This window comes from Halorubrum sp. ARQ200 (genome assembly GCF_005435115.1).
Classification (GTDB): domain Archaea; phylum Halobacteriota; class Halobacteria; order Halobacteriales; family Haloferacaceae; genus Halorubrum; species Halorubrum tropicale.
The window spans coordinates 15,802-33,037 of the sequence record NZ_SGTZ01000019.1 but is presented as its reverse complement, the minus strand read 5'-3'; the positions used below and the strand labels follow the sequence as shown (position 1 = coordinate 33,037).

11 protein-coding genes are annotated in these 17,236 nt (G+C 55.3%); 5 read left to right on the top strand and 6 right to left on the bottom strand.

Going from position 1 to position 17,236, the window contains the following annotated elements; all coding sequences use genetic code 11:
• Positions 1–148: 148 nt before the first annotated feature.
• From EXE50_RS16280 to EXE50_RS16270, 3 genes are all read left to right on the top strand, one after another.
• Positions 149–1,141, top strand: coding sequence for a hypothetical protein (locus EXE50_RS16280; RefSeq protein WP_137705577.1), 993 nt, complete (start codon positions 149–151; stop codon positions 1,139–1,141).
• A 139-nt stretch (positions 1,142–1,280) separates the two neighbouring features.
• Positions 1,281–1,574, top strand: a complete 294-nt coding sequence (locus EXE50_RS16275; RefSeq protein WP_137705576.1) for a hypothetical protein — start codon at positions 1,281–1,283, stop codon at positions 1,572–1,574.
• A 112-nt stretch (positions 1,575–1,686) separates the two neighbouring features.
• Positions 1,687–2,040 carry a MarR family transcriptional regulator gene (locus EXE50_RS16270; RefSeq protein WP_094519341.1) on the top strand — a complete coding sequence of 118 codons (354 nt, stop codon included), beginning with the start codon at positions 1,687–1,689 and terminating at the stop codon, positions 2,038–2,040.
• 359 nt (positions 2,041–2,399) lie between these two features.
• On the opposite strand, the gene EXE50_RS16260 is transcribed toward EXE50_RS16270, so the two are convergent.
• The 5 genes from EXE50_RS16260 to pglX all read right to left on the bottom strand — a co-directional run bounded on the left by EXE50_RS16260 (position 2,400) and on the right by pglX (position 14,311).
• The gene (locus tag EXE50_RS16260) at positions 2,400–5,318 is read right to left on the bottom strand and encodes a helicase-related protein (protein ID WP_137705575.1); all 2,919 of its coding nucleotides are present in this window, start codon (positions 5,316–5,318) and stop codon (positions 2,400–2,402) included.
• 109 nt (positions 5,319–5,427) lie between these two features.
• A complete protein-coding gene (locus tag EXE50_RS16255) occupies positions 5,428–6,963 on the bottom strand; it encodes a hypothetical protein (RefSeq protein WP_137705574.1) in 1,536 nt (511 codons plus the stop codon).
• A gap of 9 nt (positions 6,964–6,972) precedes the next feature.
• Entirely contained in the window at positions 6,973–9,168 is a 2,196-nt protein-coding gene (gene pglZ, locus EXE50_RS16250; RefSeq protein ID WP_137705573.1) for a BREX-5 system phosphatase PglZ, read from the bottom strand.
• Positions 9,169–9,248: 80 nt separating this feature from the next.
• A complete protein-coding gene (locus tag EXE50_RS16245; protein ID WP_137705572.1) occupies positions 9,249–10,016 on the bottom strand; it encodes a hypothetical protein in 768 nt (255 codons plus the stop codon).
• Positions 10,017–10,099: 83 nt separating this feature from the next.
• The gene (pglX, locus tag EXE50_RS16240; protein ID WP_137705571.1) at positions 10,100–14,311 is read right to left on the bottom strand and encodes a BREX-5 system adenine-specific DNA-methyltransferase PglX; all 4,212 of its coding nucleotides are present in this window, start codon (positions 14,309–14,311) and stop codon (positions 10,100–10,102) included.
• Positions 14,312–14,463: 152 nt separating this feature from the next.
• Here pglX and EXE50_RS16235 point away from each other — a divergent pair, with 152 nt between their 5' ends.
• Together EXE50_RS16235 and EXE50_RS16230 are read left to right on the top strand one after the other, a co-directional pair.
• Positions 14,464–15,033, top strand: coding sequence for a hypothetical protein (locus EXE50_RS16235; protein ID WP_137705570.1), 570 nt, complete (start codon positions 14,464–14,466; stop codon positions 15,031–15,033).
• Positions 15,033–16,043, top strand: a complete 1,011-nt coding sequence (locus tag EXE50_RS16230; RefSeq protein WP_137705569.1) for a Kiwa anti-phage protein KwaB-like domain-containing protein — start codon at positions 15,033–15,035, stop codon at positions 16,041–16,043. The genes EXE50_RS16235 and EXE50_RS16230 overlap by 1 nt, the downstream gene beginning before the upstream one ends.
• 2 nt (positions 16,044–16,045) lie before the next feature.
• Here EXE50_RS16230 and EXE50_RS16225 read toward each other — a convergent pair whose 3' ends face one another.
• Positions 16,046–17,089 (bottom strand): endonuclease NucS domain-containing protein, encoded by a 1,044-nt coding sequence (locus tag EXE50_RS16225; protein ID WP_137705568.1) that lies wholly within the window; start codon positions 17,087–17,089, stop codon positions 16,046–16,048.
• Positions 17,090–17,236: the final 147 nt, after the last annotated feature.

The following is a 17,236-nucleotide window of genomic DNA, read 5'->3' as shown; positions in this document are numbered from 1 at the left end:
CCTCAAAAGCGGGTAACTGGCAATTGTCATGGGTCCCATGTGAGAGTCCTCCTACGAATTCATCCAATTAGCATCCACGCACTCGGATACAGCTGTGAGTTCTACAAGCAGCCTCAAGCATTTAGCGTCCAACGGTCTGAGTACGAATATGTCGTTTCGGGTCAGCTGGCACAATCTCCTTGAGCGGTTAGATGACCTCCCGGAAGGAGCGACGCTCCGGACACCACTCTCGAACGACCGGTTTCAGATAACTGGCGTCCAGGAACACCGCGTCATCATCAGATTCTCGGATAGCGGTGAGTCGCGACCGCTTCAAAAAGACCAGTTCGAGACACTATATCGACGTGCCTCCGACTCTACCGATGGGTTCGACCTTGATCGACTCCCACCCGATGCAGATCCATACCCGACGGTATTGAGTCTCCATCCACGATTCGAGGTGAACGACGACCGAGGTGTGATCATCGAGACCGAAGCGCCAACCACCTCATTGTTACTGGACGAGGGCCCATCCTCTGAGCCTGCTCCCGACGAACGGACAGAACCCGATCTCGACGTCTACGCGGATGCGCTGTTGCTCGTCGACGCGCTGGAACGCCACGAGGTTACAGCGCTCGAAGGGGTCGAGACAGGGACGCTCATTGATCTGTATACCTTGCTCTCGGATGTTCAACGGAACGCCAACGACCTCCGCAAGGAGATCGCGGACACGCTCTTAGACCGACTCCATCACGACCGACCGGTCTCGGGATCGTATGGCTCGGTCCAGCGGACTGCTCGGACGAACCGCTCGCTCAAAACCGACGAGGAGGTACTGGACACGCTCGAATCAGCCGGGATCGACCGTGATCGGGTGGTGAGCGTTGATCGCGGGAAGGTTGACGATGCCCTCGAGGTGACTGATGTTGCTGAAAGCGACGTCTACGAGATTGAAGAAACCGAGTACGTTCGGAAAGCCGAGGTGGACGAAGACCGCAAGGAGACGCGACTCCAAGGGCTGAAAGACCAACTTGCGGCGAGCAATGCTGACGACGCCGACCAGCTTCGCGACGAAGTCGAAGAGCTGGAATCGCGGATCGAGGAACTGACCGAATTCAAGTCTGGACAGTCGTACCACACACGCTCGAATGCCGACCGATGAGTCCGTCTGGCGACGTGACGGGGCGAGACACGTTACGGTCGACGTCGGCCCGAACGTGGGTGTTTCTCAACGGTCGACGCGAGTCCCTCGAGACTCTCCAGCACGGGTAGTTTATTTGTCTGATGTGAGAATCGTTGGTATGGGTGACCCGGATTCTCCAACCGTCTCGGTATCTCTCTCTAGTCCCACGGATATTCCAGCAGTCCTGAATCGAGCTGGCATCGATCACGTGAGTGTCCATGATCACCGACTCCTTGCTATCTATCACACGGCAATTCTCAACGTGACGACTGATCCGCATCAGATATCGGATGCACAAACACTCGAGGTCGAATGCTGGGAGGATCCAATTCCATCTCGTGCTGATGGAAAGTCGTCACAAGATATTCTTCAGGACTTTACCGACGTGTTCGACTCTGCCGGGGACTATTGAGGGATTCACTCCGGTGGATCGACCTGATCAGCACAGCAATCACGGCCAATCTCATAACGAGTGTTAGCGACAGAAAGAACGATTATAATGAATACACGTTAGCTGTTGGAATATGAGTGCGTCACAGGGTGAAGTCGATCTCTCGGAGGACGAACGTGCGGGTCTTGAACTGGTCCGTGAGACAGGTGGGATTCACCAGAGCGACTTTTGGAAAGAGCTAGATGTCTCTTCGCGAAAAGGAAGCCGACTAGTCGAAGCGCTTGAGAGTGCCGAGCTGATCCAGCGTGAGGAAACGGTGTACGAAGGTCAGCGGACCTACTATCTCGAACCAACAGCATCCGATCGTGACTTTTCACTGCTGATGGCGGGTGACATGCTCTCGCCATTCATTGGTGAAGAAGAGGTCGATCCGCAGGCAGACGCCTTCTCCCAATGGCTGATGAACATCACGTACGAGGAAGAGTGACTCTTTTCTCGAGGGCTTCTGGCGGCCTTTAGTCGCCAAATCTCATACTTGTATTGAGGTAGGACTCAATATCCGCAATTGGGTGCCCATCTCGGATGAACTGTTTGTAGTCCTCAAACGCGTCGTCGCGACCAGCGGGGAGGATCACGATTCCGGTCATGCTTGAATGGAAATCATTGGTGGGAAGTGATCCGTCGAATCCGATGACAGTACGGTATCAATACCCCTGAAATGTGATTATCTTGCTCATTGTCGTTGAGGAGTTGGATCGATCCCCCTGGTGATATCAATTTCATGCTCTCTGCTAAGATTTCATCTCTGAATTCTCTCGACAGCGCTCCCGTGTCAGATACCGGAATTCAGAGAGGAAGTGTAAGGCAGTAATTTTCTACCTCGGGCGCAAGTGAGATGATCTGCTCTCGACGTTGAAGTTCATTGCGACGTGTCTCGATTCTATTCTCCAGCTGTCCGAGCCGCTCCTGTTGGCCACGGATCGCGATGTCCATGTCCGAGCCGGCGTCGGCTTTGCGCTCATACTCCTCGATGAAGGACTCGATCCGTTCTCGTTCCGCCTGTGCGTATTCCTCGAGGTTTTCCAGCTCCCGAGCGGTCTCCTCGTGACGCTTCTCCTGAAGATGGTTCTTGATCTCGTTGACCCGCACGCTCACATACCGGTCAGCAGCCGTCCGTAGGTCGGATTGTTTGTCGAGAACAGTTCGCAGGTCGTCGGCATCGGGCTTTGCTGCTACCGAGTTGCCCTCGACGACACGCTCACCGAGCGCCTGTTGAGCATCCTCTTGCGCAGCCTCCACGAAGATGGGGACGGTCTCCTCGCGAATCACATCGCCAGTACCGTCCTCGAATGCCACGCGATAGTTGTAGGTAATCCCCGGCGTGTCGACGAACGGCAGCAGTTTGAGTCCGACCTCACCGCGCTCGTCCTCCAACACGCGTGCCATGAGGCGTTGCAGGACATCTGTGTCCGGAGCGAGATAGGTGATGTCCTCGTGATCCATCGCGAAGTCACGGTCGAACGTGAACGGGCCGAACGTCGCGTCTTGGCCGGGTGAATTGATTCCGTCCGGCAACTCGGCTTGATACAGGTTGGTACCGCATTTCTCGAATTCGCCTCCGAAGGCTTCGACTGCTCGCTCGAAGAACTCGCGAATGTCTCCCTCGCTTCCGTAGACGTCCTCTGACTCGTCGACGACCTCCTGAATCTGTCGGCGACTCTCCGCGTCGAACGTACTCGTATCGACGAGACTCCGCTCGTACCACTCCTCGAGCGTCTGCTGTCGCTCCTCGATCATCTCCTCGAGTTCTTCTTTGGTCGCACTCGGTGGGTCGTCGTTCTCGATGGACTCCATGATGAGCGAGTCCACGTCGATGTCGTCGAGGATGCCGAGCACGTCCGCCGTGTTTCCGAGCTGAGAGCGGATCTCTTCGACCTTAGTTTGGAGCATCTCGAAGATCTCGCTCTCGCGGGTGTCGTCGAAGAGGAAGTTCCAGACCTTGACCTCCTCTTCCTGTCCGTAGCGATGGATGCGTCCGATCCGCTGTTCGAGCCGGTTTGGATTCCACGGGAGTTCGTAGTTGGCCATGATGTGGCAGCTGTGCTGGAGGTCGATCCCCTCACTCGCGGCGTCGGTCGCGAACAGGAGTCGCGACTGGCCATGATTGAACTCGTTTTCAATCCGCGCCCGTTCGTCCTTGTCCACGTCGCCGTGGATCACGAGAATCTCGTCGGCCCACGGCTCGTCTTGTACGTACTCGATGAGGTAGTCGAGCGTATCTCGGTACTCCGTGAATAACAGAAGTTTCTCGTCCGGTTGTTCCTCGAGGAGCTGGGAGATAAACCGTCTGACCTTCTGGGCCTTGGAGTCAACCGGTAAATCCTCCGCCAGCGAGACGAGGTCGCGAAGTGTATCGATCTCCTCTTGCAGCTGTTCGTCGGTACTGGTGACGGTCAGGCCAGCAATCTCGTCTTCCGCGTGTTGTTTGTCATCCTCGTCCAGATCCTCACCGTCGAGGTAGGCTCGTGCTTCCTCAGAGAGACCATCAGTTTCCGCCTCCTCGCCGAGGAGGTCATCCAGCCGTCGACGGAGCGTCGCGTGAATCGCGCCCACACTGCTCACCAGCCGTTTCTGCATGAGCGCCATCGCGAACCCGACGGCGGGTTCGTTCAACTTCTCCGAGCGGTTGTAGACGTTTTTGACGTAGTCGGTGACCGCCCGGTAGAACTGCCGCTCGTCGTGCGTCATCGAGACCGAGACCGAGTTGACCTCCCGGTCCGGGAAGACGCGTTCACCATCTTCGTCGTAGATATCGGTCTTCCCGCGACGGATCATGACGCGATCGACCGTCTCCTTTGAGAGCTCCCGATTCTCGGCGACAAGGAACGGGTCGATATACTCAACGAGTGATCGGAACGCTTCGCCTTTCCCATCGTGCGGCGTCGCACTGAGCAGCAGCAGCGAGTCGGAGTTCCCCGTGACGGTATCGACCATGGTTGCTGTCTTGCTCGGCGACTCACCCCGTTTTGCGGTCTTGTGTGCCTCGTCAACCACGACGACATCCCAGAACGCGTCCCGGAGTGCGGGCCGGAACTCGTCTTGCCGCAGGAACGCTATGCTGGTGACGAGCTGTTGTTGGTCTTGGTTCCAGATGTTGGCCTCCTCGCCGAGCCGCCGACGCTCACCGTCGACCCAGGCCCGGTCTGCGACGGTGAGATCGACGTCGAAGAAGCGCTCCATATCTCGGATCCACTTCTTCTGGAGGTGCGCGGGAACGACAAACAGGACGCGGTCGGCGCGATTCCGGGCGGCAAGTTCCTTCAGGATAAGTCCGGCTTCGATCGTTTTCCCGAGCCCGACGTCGTCACCGATGAGCGCTCGCTGCCGAAGCTTCTGCATCACCCAGTTCACGGCGTCGAGCTGGTAGGGCTCCAGTCGAACGAGCGAGTTCGAGATGCTCAGGAGCTGTCCCTGCTCGTGGGCGAGCTTGAGTTTCGTTGCTTGCGTGTGGAGGTCGAACCACTGCGCTGAGACCGCATCGTGATCAGGATGAAGATCACCGATTCGCTGATTGGACAGTTCCTCAAGTCCGGATCGATGCGGTTGAATCTCGACATCGTCGAGACAGACCGTCTTGGCACCCTCGCCGTCGATGTATGCTCTTAGATACTCGATCTCCCCGACCGTTTGGGTTTTGATGACTTCAGCCGGCGCTCCGTTGAGGATCACCCGTTGGCCCGGAGAGAATTGGGTAGAATCTGTCACTGAGAGACTCCTCGATTATCCTGTGATATGATCTCTTGAGTAACATTCTCTACAAGAGGTTCTCTTTGCATAGATGGGATAATAGCACATTCAACGCAGTGTTCCAATCTCATGGCCCCGGCGAATAAGACGCGTTGAGTGCTGCCTGATCCATATATTGATTCACCTCGTCAATCGACAATCCGTGATTGATGTCGTGGTCGATGTATCTGAGTATAATCCTCGCAAAAACAACACGAGCTTCTTCAGCAAGAGATGAGGCGTTGTAATTCTCGAGTTCACTGTTATTGACTTCATCAATTGCATCCTCGAGTGATCTATCTTGATGTACGATCTCTCCTCGAATCGCATAGAGCCCTGAAAGGAACTCTCGGGTTTTCTCACGGTTCCACGCCAATTGGTTTGAACCGTCAAGGAGGAAACTCCCACGTAGCCCCAGCCGGAATGTGTAGGAAGACCCTTGTGTACCTCTTAGAAGAGTGCCCTCTAATGCGATCAAGCAATCGAGAATCGCATCTTCGTTCCTCCTCTTGTGGAACATCTCTTCAAACCTTACAAGGGGCTTGTCGTAATGGGCGTCTTGATCTGTAAAGTACGACGCATACTTGTCCCAAAATGTCTTGAAACCATTTTGACCATCCTCAAGTACGAGTTCACCGTGACCCGCGTCACGCTCAACATACAATTCATCAACGATGTCCTCGGAAATGTCGCGGTATGACATCCAACTCGGAGACAGTATATACCCGGTTCCGAATCCGGGATCGCACCGTGGCTTGTAATGGTGGAAGGTTCTTTCGACTGTATCTACTAACTCTCTCACGAGATGGTCATGGATCATATATGAGAGGTTATCCACCGTCAAGACAGAGACGGATTCAGCACGAAGTTCATCGGGATCATCACCCCGATTCTCCAGAATATACTCTCGGATATTCTGCCGTCTCCTTTCAATAGTTACTCGCAATACTTTCGAGTAAGAGTAGTCTTGAACGACTTCTGGAGTTTGAACGTTGTTTGACGCGTCGAAGGGTGCGTCAAATGTCGCTATCCCGTTCCATTCCGTATCTGAAATGTCTGTTACTGCTATGTCCGAGATGTGGTACGGGCCATCGAATTGACTATCGAACCGAAGACTCGTCCCTAGGGAGATGTCCGATCCTGCTTGAACACCTTTTAGCGGAACGAGTATCTTATACTCCTCCCTGTCGGCATAATCTGGTTCAAACTGGTTGTCATAAGCAGCCTCAAAAGCTGCATCAGTGAACTCAAAGCTGCCGGAATAATCCATAACGAGTCCTGTGAAATCTCTCAGACTATCCTCAATCCTTCCCGATAACTCGGCGTTGACAACATGTGTATCGCCTTCACCATCAATATCAACTTCTGGAACCATCTCAAAATCAAGCTCATCAGCAATATATTGGGAGACAGAATCAAATTCGGAAGAATAGTGCTCTCCCGGATTTTGTCTTAGTGCGAGTGAAGGGCGATCTACTTCCTTGGGTTCTCTGAATCTCAATCCAGTCCCAGTCAGCCGGTAGACTGTGTCGGTGGGTACTTCGTCTTCACCTTGTTCTATTGATGAGATGTAGCTCCTACAAGCGGATTTGACGTCGTCGTGAACTTCGGATTTGAGGGTCATGAGCTGAATTCACCCCTGCGTGATGCTGATAAAGTCAAGCACGAACTCCTGTGGGAGCAGTCCGCCGTGGTAGAATCGCGCGTCACCGAGCCCCTGCTTTCTGAACCGCTTAAGTGGGCTCGCAAGGATGCTGACGTTGGCGTCGAGGTACCCCAGTCGGGAGCTGGAGTCGAGTAGCACGCCGGGAGAATCCTCGTCCACATCCTCTCCGGCAATCCACCGGCGCCCAGAGTCGGACGCTTCCGTCGGCCGAGAAATTCTCTCCGGCGACGCGTTGTCCGGAAGCAGGACGAATCCGTGGTCGGTCAGCACGTAAGCCTGATCCCACTCACCCTGTTTGAGTTTCGTCCCGATGAACTCCGCGAGCGAGTCGACGCGTCGCGCCAGCATCGCCTCGAGGTCGCTGAGTTCCTTCTCACCGATGTCGTCGATGTCGTTCTTGAAGTAGGCGACACGTGTCGACTGCCAGCCGTCGTCATCCTCCTGGCGAGTGACCGTCCACCCGTCGCCGTCCAGCAACGAGTTGCGTCGATTGGTATCGACTTCGCGGTTGTTTCGCATCGGCTGTAACTTGCCATCGACTAGCGAGACATCGAACATCTGTATTTCTCCCGGCGTGAGCGCAGCCTTCCCGAACTCGGTCTCCGAGGGAAGCGTCCCAAGCCAGACGTCTTCGTCGATGGCAAACTCGGGAGCATCGGACGGGAGGGTCGCCACGTAGTCACGCAATTCGTCCGCGAGGCGACGGCCAAGGTCGAGCCGAAGGGCATCGATGACGAACAGCGCGATCGTCTGGCCGCTTTCGAGACCGTCGGACTCCTTGGTGAAGAACTGGTAGGAGTGATCCTCGTCGACGAAGGGTGCGCCAGCTTCGACGGTCTCCGTGACGAGGTCGCCGAGGTCTTCGAGGTACTCGACGTATTCCGACTGGAGCTGCATCCGGAGGTCGTCGAGCGCGACGGTCGCGGGATGATCGGCGGGAAGGTCCGCCTCGGGCTCGCCGGCGACGACGAGGTTGAGCACCGCGTTGTCGATCTGCCACGTGCCGTCGTCCCGATCGGCGTACAGCGAGACGACATCATCGGTGGCACTCTCGTCCCACGTCTGGATCTGGTGCGCGAGGCGGGCGATCTCAGCGGCCTGCTCCCACGTCCGCGTCCACGGGCTGTCCGGGCCGTAGGCGCCGCGGTAGGTGCCGCGGAAGTCCTCGCTTCCGAGGAGGGCGTCGTACCGCTCCTCGGCGCGCTTGAGACACGTCTCGTAGTCGCCGGCGTCGAAGGACGCGTGCCACTCCTCCCAGAGGCGACGTTCGAGCGCGGCGTCGACGATACAGTCCGCCAGTTCCCACGGATCGTCGACGGCCGCGACGAGCTCGGGCCAGATCGCCTCGCCGAGGTAGCGGTCGGCGAGAAGGCTGGCCGAGGTGGTGTTGTTTAACAGCGACTTGATTTCGGGGAGGTCGTGAGCGCCGGCCGTCTCGGCGCGGAACTCACTCGGGAAGCGTTCGGCGTCCGCGCCGGCGTGGATCAGCCACTCGGCGACGGCCCACCGACGCGTCGCGGCGACGATTCCCGCCGGTTCGTCCTCGCTCGCGACCGCATCAACGCCCTCGCTGGTCAGCAAGTCCTGCATCTGCTCGATAGTGTCGGGGCTGTCGTCGATGTCGCCCCAACCGTTCTCCAGCACGAACGCGACCGGATCGGTGTAGCCGCCGGTGACGATCTGCGTGCGGAGCTGTTCGAGCGTCGGAAGCTGGCCGCCGGTGAGCTGATCGTGGAGAATCCGCGCGATCTCACGGCGTTTTGCGGGGTCGTCTGCCTGCGTCGCGGCTTTCAGCTCCCACGCATTGAGTTGCCCGCGCTCGAACGCGTGGACGGTGAGGTCTTCGATGCTCATCTCCACCTCGCCGCCCGTGTGCTCGACGTCGCGGAACCAGTCGTAGTTGCCCTCGGCGTCTTCGGGCTCCTTGACGTGTGGGACGTACCAGACCTGTTCGCCGTCAACAGGATTAGCACGGAGTTCCAGCGGCGTCTCCTCGGCGACTTTCAGGTGAACGCCGAGTTCGTTGCAGGCCTGCTTGATGATGTCCTCGAGGTAGTTTCCGTCGTCCCACCAGAGGACGATCGGGTCGGACGACTCGGCGCGGTCGAATTCTCGACTGATAGTTTCTTTCGCTGAATCTGGAAGGGTTTGCTTGGCCTGCATAGCGAGAGTTTGTTCCTGCTACTCAGTCAGAGATGATACAAGTACGGGGTTTTCTTGTGACGTTACCGTACTCGGTCATCCTATACACAGTCACTTCTTGACCAGCCATCGTCAAGATCTGATTCGAAAGTACACAAGCACGATTCAATATCAAATACAGCTTCTGTTCGGGACATGCCTTGTTCGAGTTGTGCCCACCGCTGTAGGTTGTCCAGATGCTGCTGTGCGGCAGCGTCGTCAACGGAAGTATCGTAAATCTTCTCGAACATCTGTTTGGGCTTGCTCGTTTTAATGTGCGACAACCGGAGTTGGTCGGGGGTCATCCAATCGTGATTATGAGCCCGAATCAAGACCTCCAAGTAATCGAAGGCTGCGATTCGGCCAAAAGAATCCAATCGCTGTAACCCGGACATCGCTTCATCAAATGCTGCTGAACTACCCTCCAGCTGCTTTTTCTCATACATCCGCTCGATAAACTCGGAGATGCTGGAGATCGCAGTGCCATCGTAGCTGAGGGAATCCAGAGAGCCGACTGCACTATCGACGTCTTGATAATTCATATGCCGATGCGGATGGTACTCAGCAGAGTCAGTTAATGGAGTCAGTTCGACAGTGTTGAGATCGTCAATACACTGTACTCCGATTTCGTCAATAAGTGTGCGCCCGACATCGGTGTTCCATCCACCAGCGAGCGAGGCGAAGGATGCGAGATAGGCGGATTCGGAACGTGGTTCGACGGAAAGTTGAGTGAAGCTTCCTTGGAGGGATTGGATGAACCCACGTTCGAAGAGGCCTTTTTCGTTCAACCGCCACTCAACATACGATTTGAATTCCTCTTCAGAAGTCATAAGTCCCAAATCGGACATCCAATTGATAATATTTTATATTGCCTTTCTAATCTTCGCAATCTTGGGATCTCGCCGGCCCTACGTCATAATACCTTGTCATCGACGATCTCGGGGACGACGTTCTTCTCCGCGAGCGGCATGATGTTGATCGCGACGCCGTGTTTGTGGTTCGGCTGATAGCCCGCGGTCGTCACCTCCGAGAGCGCCCGATCTTCCCAGTCTGCGGGGATGTCTGTAGCGACCGCCTCGCAGTCTTCAGCGATCTCGTTTGCCAGTTGTGTGTACTCGTCAAGGTCAGCGGCGAGGTCTGCGAGCAGCTCCGGGCGTTTTGTATCGCCTGCGTCGCTGATCTGTGCCTGCCCGGCCTCCTCGAACTGGTCGAAGTAGTACGTCATGAACAGAATCCCGTTGCTCGCGTAGTGGGAGGAGCCGACGAGATCGTCGTAGTACTCGAAGAGGTCGTAGAGATGAGCTTCGACGGGTTCGGAACCATCCCCGGCGTAGGCCTCGAAGGCAGCCTGTAGGTCGTCGAGTGCGTCGATCCACTCGTCTTTGTTCTCCTGTACAGTCTCATAGAACGAGGGGCTGAACAGGTCTTCCATATCCACGTCCTCCAGATCAGCGAGCGCTTCGAGAGTGCCCAGCCGTGACGCTGTCCGCTCCCGGAACTCCGCGACGCGTTCGGCTGCCTCGGCGGCGCGCTCCTTATCCTCTTCGGGCCACTTGCGAGGGTTGGATTCGGCAAGTTCACCCAGCTGTTCTTCAAACACACTGAGCTGTTCAAGCCCGCTCTCGCACCGTTCGTACTCTCCGGCGGCGTCAGCTCGCTCTGAGGTAGAGAGCGATTCATCATTACGACGGCTGTTTGCTGCCGCCTGTCGTTCGCGGAGGTTCGTCCGTCGCGGCTCGAGGTACTGGTTCTGCAGGCGGTCGAAGATGCCGGCGTCTAACTGGTGGTAGTCGACAAGGCAACCGAAGCCCTCGCCCTCTGGGTCGGAGACGAGTCGTTTAGTCGAGAACCGCCAGAGGTTCGGCGTCAGATCAAACTTCGAGATGTGGTACTCGAACAGATCATCTTCAAGCCACGCACGAAGGTTCGGATATGCCTCATCACTTGCGCTCCGGTTTCCGAGTACCTCGTCGGCTTCCGCGAGGCGATCAGTTGCGTAATCGCCCCAGACGCGTTCAAACTCTGCCTCGATGTGGGTCAGGAGGTCGTTTTTACCGTTGATTTCTGAGAGTGGGACGATGCCGTCGTCGGTGTCGTGGATAGCTCGGAGCGTGAAGTGGAGAAGGAGGTCTTTGACTTGTTCGGGGAAGTCATCAGAAGGTTCCGTGATCGATTCCGGATCGTGATCTTTGCGCTCACGAGGGTCTTCGTTCGTGCGAAGAGAAATTTCCTGAAGCACAGTTTCCCGATTTTGATCGGAAATATCGAACTGGTCAAAGACGGCCTCATCAATTGCTCTCGCACATGATTGAAGGTTATCTTCAACTTGTTCGAGGTGCTTCGCAGCTATAGTCCCCAACTTCGACAGAGAGCTATCTTTTTTAGCGGAGAAGTCAGGCTGATCGAGTTCCAGTTCCTCGCGAAGTCCTTTATGTGGGTGGTCAAATCTCTTGAGTGGTGTCTCTTCTCCAAGAATGCCCAGTAAGACCGGACACTCGTAATATGGAGATGCAAAATCATATCGTCTTTTAGAGATCAGATGGCCCACAATCTCTCGCGATAGACTCTCGAGCTTGGTGTTGCTCCCTAGTTCGTCACGCCATGGGAGTTTCGAGACATATCCAACTTCCCATTGACGGTCAGGAGTTTGACAAATCATCAGATAAGTAACAAGGTTGCTGTTTGTGTATGAGAGAACATTCCACGGGCTCTGGGATGGTATATATGCACAGCCAGCACGGCCAAATATTGATTCAGGATGTAGGTATCCAAACCTTCGGCCGCTTTCTTTCATATATGTATATGTGAGAGCCTCCGTGAAGAAATACTGCGTATTCTGTGGCCTAGAACCCTCATACCTACGTATCTCTTCTCCACTATCTCCCCATGCAACTGTGAGATTTACTTGCGGGAGAATCCAAGCATCTTCGCCTCCTTTAGCAAAGGGTTTCCAATATGTGTAGCTGTCAACTTCCCAATATTTTCTAACGAATCTGTCATTATCTCCAGTTATCAAGCCTTGCTTTGCGTCACCCAAGCTCTTCCTGTCTTCCAATCTTCCATTATCTGCGTCGAGAACAGTATCAGAAGCATATAGGGATCTGATTTGTGGGGGAGCCCAGTATGATATCGGACTACCGGGAATTTTGTCGAACTCAGACAGAGGACGAGAAAAGAGACGCTCGATATTGTCATCTCCCTCCCCGAATGCTGTATTTAGGAACGTACCCTCCTTTCTGTGAGAATTCACATCGTGAAGTCTGAAGAACGTACCTGTCGATTCCTGATCGGCATAGTTGCCCACTCGGACGACCGTTCCAGCAGTTCGGACGGTTGCATTATCAAGTACGTCGTTACCGTATTCAGCTAAGAAATCGAAAGACCCCTGCGCTCCAATGAAGTCCTCCCTAAACCCTTCAAAAGAGCTTTTAAACATAAATGTCCGAGGGACAATCATACTCACCCTTCCTTTTTGTTTAGTAACTCGGTTACAAGCTTCAAAGAAATTGATATAATACTCTGCAGCGTATTTATAGTGGTCTCGCACATAGTCCCGCACATCTGGCGGCATTCTTCCACTTGCTCCATATGGCGGATTCATCAGCGCTACGTCGTACTCCTGAGTTAGTACCACCAGCAAATTCAGGAAGCTCTTGAGGTTCTGTTCTCCGAAAGAATCGCTTGTCCGTTCTTCGACAGCTCGTCGGAGTGACTTCAAGAAGGAGTGCAACGACTGATGAGCTCCTTCGTTGTAGTCGGTGAGCTCGGACTGTGTCTTACTGGAGTCGAACACGTCCTCGAGTGTCCCGCTTACGTCGAGTAGGCTCCCGAGTGCCTCCGTGTGCTGGAATGTATCAATGATCTCGTCGAGCGCCTCCCGTAGATCAGTCCCTTCGCCGGTAATCTCATCAAGCACTTCTGCGCCTTCCTCGACCTCCGCGACACGGGCGTCCGCACAGACGATGTCGACGTTGGGCATCTCGAACTGGCCGTCTTCCTCCTCGGCACGCGTCCGGGCCTTCAGATACAGATTGAACGCCGAGAGCTGACACGAGCGCAAGTCAATGTCGACGCCGTAGAGGTTGTGTTCTAGCACCTTCGCCGGAATCTCGGCGCGGTCGAGATCGGTCTCGGCCCACCAGATGCGCTCCAACACGTCGAACGCGTACAGCAGGAAGTGCCCGCTCCCACAGGCCGGATCAATGACCCGCAGTTCCGAAGGGTGGTCGAACTCCGGTGCGTCGCCAGCCTCCTCGTCGGGGATAAGGTACGTACAGAGTTCGGGAACGGACGGGCTGTCCTCCGGCGTGACCAAGCGTTCCTTTCGCTCCTCGGGACTAAGTGCCTCCGGCTCGGGTACTTCCGACTCTTGCCCTTTGGCTTCGAGATATAGTTTTCCGAGAGAGTTGTCGGTGAGCATCCGGACGACCCAATGCGGAGTATAGAACTGGTTTGCCGGGCCCACGTCCTCCGGTTCAAGCTTATTCTTCGCGTCGAGCGCTTCGACGACGGGACGGTTGTAGTACTCGTACACCCACCCCAGCACGTCGTCTCCTCGCCAGACCTCGTCGGCGACCTGATCGAGCATCCCGCAGAGGTCTTCAAACGTATCGTCGTCGGGGTCGATCAGGCTGTAGACGGTCGAGCGGTCGAAGAGAATCTCGATCTCCTCGGCGAGGTCGTCGCACGCGTTCCGGTACGCTTCGAGGACGGCCTCCTCTTCGATCATAAACTCCTCGGTGACCAGCCGGTCGGCGGCCGGTGTGAGGCCGTCGTCGCGGAAGGCCGTGACCTCGTCGTCGATGAAGTCCCGAACTTCCATACAGCGGAGCGCAGCCAGCCGATTGACAATCGTGTAGCCGACGCCCGTGATGTACTGCTCGTGGGCTTCGTCCCAATTGTGGCCATCGGCGGCTTCGAGTTCGATAGCCTCGACGAGCTCTTCCTGCTCTTCGCTCAGGGACTCATCGTCGTCCGGCTTCTCGTCGAGGTCGTGCTCGTCCTCGAGCTGGTAGCGCACGTTCGCCTCGACGCGGTCGCGCATCTCGGTGACGACATCCTCGAGATGCTCGCGTTCTTCCTTGTCGAGCTGGGCCTTGCGGGGTTGGGTAGATTGTCCGTCCATACGAGAGTCCGTGATGGTACAAGCAGAGTCAGCAAGATGTCTTGAAGATTTTCCATACACTCTCGGACGGCGGCCGGGTCAGTTTCCGTGATTTTCTCCGGAAAGTGGATACAAAACTGACTTTGACCTCCGAATAGAACATAGCGAACCTAATGGGGCGCATTCCGAGCTGGGCGAAGATCGTCCTGTTCTTGAGCTCCTATAGCCCGCTCTTCGCTATCGTCGCCCTCCGCGCCCACGATTCGACCCACTCGATTTTCGGGTACCAACTGGAGCCCGTCGGAATCGGGCCTGTTGAGTTATCCTATCTTTCGCTCAGTTTCTCGGTTCTCACCGTGATTAGCGTCGTCTTCTTGGCGCTGATGATTCGTATGAATCGCACGAGGCAGGGCCAGCTGAGCGAAATAGAACATTACCGAAATCGGTCAGATATGTTCACAGAGTACCTCTTGGTCTACATCTTCCCGTTCATCGTGTTCGAATTCTCGAACATATACGATGTAGCGGCATTTCTCGTGCTATTTCTCACGGTCGCTGCGATCGTGATCCGCTCTAACCGCTTGTTCGTCAATCCGGTTCTAATCGGCTTCCGCTACCGTGTCTACGAAATCGAAACTGAGCACGACAGACGAATCCTCCTCACCAAGCAGCAACTCGATGGGAATGATATGACACTCAATACAGCAAGAATAAGTAGTGATGTCTATATCACCACAAGATAATGAGTTCACCGAGCCGGGGTGACGCTCGAGACCACTTCGACGAACTGGTCGCATTCCTCCAGCGGATCGAGGACATCGATACCAGCGAACTTGGGATCGACCTGCTACTGGCTCGTCTGGACGAGGAGAGCGCCGAGGACTATGACTACACTTTTGATCGCATCCCGTTAGGACAACAACTCCCGGAAGATTTGGAAGGTCTGGTGCGTGAAAAGGCCGAAAACAAGCAATCCGCACTCGAGAGCAACAATATTCGATTCTCGGATTACGGCATCGAAAACCGAGATCGTGACCAGACCTTCGTTCAGTACGAACCCACGGAGAATATCCCTCAGTTCGAGAACTTCGAACGCCTTCTCGAGGGGGAGCGATTTAGTCACACGACATATACTGAGCCGCCGAAACCCGAGTTCCAAGCGATCCGTATTCGAGATGCCGACAACGACCAGATGGCGATCGCCTTTCTGAACTACAGTCGCCGCCAGATTATGGGTCGAACGTCTCGAGCCCGTATGATGGTCGGAAGCGAGAAACACAGGAAGGTGGATGACTCGCTAATCTCGATCCCCGACCGCGTGGATTCCATCTACTACGATGGAATGATGTACATTTTCGACCAGTCCCGGTTCGAGAAGGTATTCGATTATCTCGCAGAATATGAGCGGTGCGCAGATGACGTCTTAGACCGGATCGAGGAGACGGATATTCCGTTCCACGACTTTGATATGTTCAAGGATGCGGTTTACGGGAACAACCGTGTGCTGAGACTGATGTACAAGGTACACGAACGAGGCGTGTACGAGGATATGGATTTAGACGATGCGACGTATATCCGCGACAACTTCGATACCGACGTGAAGTTCGAGGAGAACGGTGACGGAGAGATGTCCATCAAAATGGACGACAAGCGAGATGTTTGGGCTGTTCTCCGCTTCTTCAACGACGATCACCTCGACTCGCCGCTTACGAATGAGCAGTACATCTCGCTCTCAAAGCAAGATGCTGGATAGACTCACTCAGTAGTCTCGCCGAGTATCTCCCGAGCCTGTGATTCAAGCGCGTCAAAATCGATCTCCTGATTCGGGTTACAGGTGATTCTCACTCCGCTTCGACCACTGCCTCGCATATCCTCTTTGACCGCAACTGACTCAGTGTCGATCCCGAGCACATCGGCGATCTCCGCAGCGTCTAGGGATTCCGTATTGACGTCGAACAAGTCGATGTGGAACAGCGTCCGTTTCGTCCGGATCGCGATGCGACGTTTCCGTCCCTTGTTGAACGCGACGTAGTGTTTCTGTCCCCACTCCGGCCCGTTGAGGAACTCCAGTTCCTGTAGTGCGGCTGTAACGTCTTCCAACAGATCGGCTGTTTGCTCGTTTGAACGCTCGTTGAGGTGCCAACTCTGCCCGTCTTCCTTCCACGGCTCGTCAGAGGTGTCCGGACTCACGTCCGTCACGGTGTGCTCCGGCGTCGGGATCGTCTGCTCTGCATCGAGATATAGCCGGTCGTCGTCCTTGAGGAGCTGGAACTCGATGACAGAGATGTCGATCGATCTATCGCTGAGCCACCGAAGTACGATGTCCAGGCGCTCGCGGACGGACTCGCCGACGAAGACGATTCGCTGATCCTGATTGAGCGTGTAGTCTTCGTTACAGAACTCGTCGAGTACCTCGGTAAACGTGGTTTCCTCTTCGTAGAGCGTTCGACCCCACGATGTGGACTTGAACTTCTCGAACTGGTCGCGGAGCTTGGAGTAATCCCAGTGCGATGTGTAGGCGGCGTACTTGAGCCCCTGAAAATCGACCTTCGGCTTCAGCGCGCCTCGTTTGAGTTCGATGGCAACCACGTTGGCGTCTCGGTCGATGGCAAGTAGGTCAATTCCGTCGCCGATCTGCATCACAGACACCTCCCGACCGACTAGCCGGAAGTCCTCACCGAGGATGCTCTCGGGACTGTTTATGATCCACTCACGGAGGTCGTCCTCTCGAAATCCCTCGTCTTTCAGGGAGACCGTTTCTAACGTGGAAACGTCTTCCTTGTCCCCGACTCTAAGCATGATGTCAAGATAGAGTCACAGACGCATGATAATCCTTTGGAGCCGCCGGTAAGCGGTTAGTACGATTTCAGACAAGCACGTTATTTCCGATCGTGATTACGCCTCTATGTTGCGTAATTACGAATCGAACATAAAGGAATTCGGTGT